The following is a 2,623-nucleotide window of genomic DNA, read 5'->3' as shown; positions in this document are numbered from 1 at the left end:
CAGCCGCTGCACGTGATGACCCGCGCCATGGAAGACATCGCCGACGGCGAGGGCGACCTGACCAAACGCCTGAACATCGTCAATAACGATGAATTCGGCATCCTCGGCACCGCGTTCAACCGCTTCGTCGAGCGCATTCACGGCTCGATCCGCGAAGTGTCCTCGGCCACCGGCCAGGTCAACGAAGTCGCCCTGCGCGTGGTCGCTGCGTCGAATTCGTCGATGTACAACTCCGATCAGCAAGCCTCGCGCACCAGCAGTGTTGCCGCCGCGATCAATCAGCTCGGCGCCGCCGCCCAGGAAATCGCCCGCAACGCTGCCCAAGCATCGAATCAGGCCAGCGACGCCCGGGGTCTGGCCGAGGATGGCCAGCAAGTGGTCGAGCGCAGCATCAAGGCGATGAACCAACTGTCGAGCATGCTCAGCGCGTCGAGCACCAACATCGAGTCGCTGAACAGCAAGACCGTCAACATCGGCCAGATTCTCGAAGTGATCACCAGCATTTCCCAGCAGACCAACCTGTTGGCGCTGAACGCGGCGATCGAAGCGGCGCGTGCCGGTGAGGCCGGTCGCGGTTTTGCCGTGGTGGCCGATGAAGTGCGCAATCTGGCGCACCGCACGCAGGAATCGGCACAGCAGGTGCAGACCATGATCGAGGAGCTGCAAGTCGGCGCCCGAGAATCGGTGAGCACCATGAGCGACAGCCAGCGCCACAGCCAGGACAGCGTCGAGATCGCCAACCTCGCCGGCGAACGCCTGAACAGCGTGACCCAGCGCATCGGCGAGATCGACGGAATGAACCAGTCGGTGGCGACCGCGACCGAGGAACAGACTGCGGTGGTCGAGTCGATCAACGTCGACATTACCGAGATCAATACGCTGAACCAGGAGGGTGTCGAGAACCTGCAAGCGACATTGCGCGCGTGTTCGGATCTGGAGCAGCAGGCTTCGCGTCTCAAGCAACTGGTGGGCAGCTTCAGGATTTAAGCTGCGGCGACTGGCCACTTCGCGAGCAGGCTCGCTCCCACAGGGAAAATGCATTCCATTGTGGGAGCGAGCCTGCTCGCGAATATCTACCTTTCAACGAAACCCGACTGACACCCCACCGCGCAATCCCGACCGAACATCTATTCTGGATAACGGTCAACCAAGGGAGAACAACACAGCGGAGGGTTGCTCACCGTGCATATCGCCGACATCACCATGTTCTACGCCCCGGCCAGCGGAGGCGTACGGACTTATCTGGATGCCAAACACCGTCGCCTCGGCGACCGCAACGCCATTCGTCACAGCCTGCTGATCCCCGGCGCACGACTGGGTGAACATGACGGCATTTACACGGTTCCAGCGCCCGCGCTGCCCTTCGGCAAAGGCTATCGCTTCCCGCTGCGCCTGGCGCCATGGCGCAATGTCCTGCAGGATTTGCAGCCGGACCTGATTGAAGTCGGCGATCCCTACCTCACCGCGTGGGCGGCCCTGGATGCGCGGCGGCAGCTGGATGTGCCGGTGATCGGTTTTTATCACTCTGATCTGCCGCTGCTGGCGGGCAATCGCATGGGCCATTGGGTCACGCCGAATGTCGAGGCCTACGTCACCCGTCTCTATGGCAATTTTGATCGTGTCCTTGCCCCGAGTCAGGTTATGGCCGACAAGCTCATTGGGCTTGGCGTGCGCAACGTGCATGTGCAGCCGCTGGGCGTCGATCTGCACACTTTCCATCCCGACGCCCGCGACCCGGGCCTGCGTGCCGAACTGGGAATTGCCGAAGATACCCGCCTGCTGATCTTTGCCGGGCGCGGTTCCAAGGAGAAAAACCTGCTGGTGCTGCTCAAGTGCATGCAACGTCTCGGCCCGCGCTATCACTTGCTGCTGGTCGGCTCGTCGATGCCCGCTGCGGTGCCGGACAACGTCAGCGTCATCGACGAATTCTGCCCGGCGCCGAAAGTCGCGCGGCTGATGGCCAGCGCCGATGCGCTGCTGCATGCCGGCGACCAGGAAACCTTCGGACTGGTCATCCTTGAGGCGATGGCCTGCGGCATTCCCGTGGTGGCGGTTGCGGCCGGGGCGTTTGAAGAGATCGTCAACGATTCCTGCGGCCTGCTCTGTGCACCGAATAATCCGCAGGCCATGGCCAACGCCGTGCGTGAGCTGTTCAGTCGCGGCTGTGATCGGCTCGGCCGTCAGGCGCGCCAGCACGTCGAACGGCATTACGCCTGGGACACCGTGGTCGACAGTCTGCTAAGCCACTACCACGCCGTGCTCGGCCATACGCTGCCACGGGTGGCCAATGGTTGAAGAAATGAAAGCTGTTTGCCTGGTGTTGCATGATGTGGCGCCCTCGACCTGGGCGGATTACCAGCCCTTCGTCGAGGCTGTCGATGCCTTGGGTGATGTGCCGATGACGTGGCTGGTGGTGCCGGACTTCCATCGCCACGATGCCCTTGATGCCAACCCTGCCTTCCGGCGAGTGCTCGATGCCAGGGTCGCCCGAGGCGATGAACTGGCGCTGCACGGTTACTACCACGACGATCAGGAACCCCTGCCGAACAACCCGCGCGACTGGTTCATGCGCCGGGTCTACACCCATGAAGGTGAGTTCTATCGCTTGTCCCGCGAAGCAGCC

The 2,623-nt window shown here is 62.6% G+C and carries 3 protein-coding genes; all 3 read left to right on the top strand.

Annotation, left to right across the window (positions count from 1 at the left end):
* The coding region (locus D6877_RS19960) for a HAMP domain-containing methyl-accepting chemotaxis protein (protein ID WP_130911871.1) at window positions 1-987 on the top strand (987 nt) is incomplete at its 5' end.
* Window positions 988-1,203: 216 nt separating this feature from the next.
* The gene (locus D6877_RS19955; RefSeq protein WP_178083717.1) at window positions 1,204-2,295 is read left to right on the top strand and encodes a glycosyltransferase family 1 protein; all 1,092 of its coding nucleotides are present in this window, start codon (window positions 1,204-1,206) and stop codon (window positions 2,293-2,295) included.
* Window positions 2,288-2,623 (top strand): DUF2334 domain-containing protein (locus D6877_RS19950; RefSeq protein WP_130911869.1); only part of this gene is annotated, 336 nt, incomplete at its 3' end. The genes D6877_RS19955 and D6877_RS19950, both read left to right, overlap by 8 nt.

The sequence above is a fragment of the Pseudomonas sp. Sample_9 genome, assembly GCF_004307535.1.
GTDB classification, from domain to species: Bacteria; Pseudomonadota; Gammaproteobacteria; order Pseudomonadales; family Pseudomonadaceae; genus Aquipseudomonas; species Aquipseudomonas mercuritolerans.
Note: the sequence above shows the minus strand (reverse complement) of the source record. Positions and strands in the feature narration are given on the sequence as shown.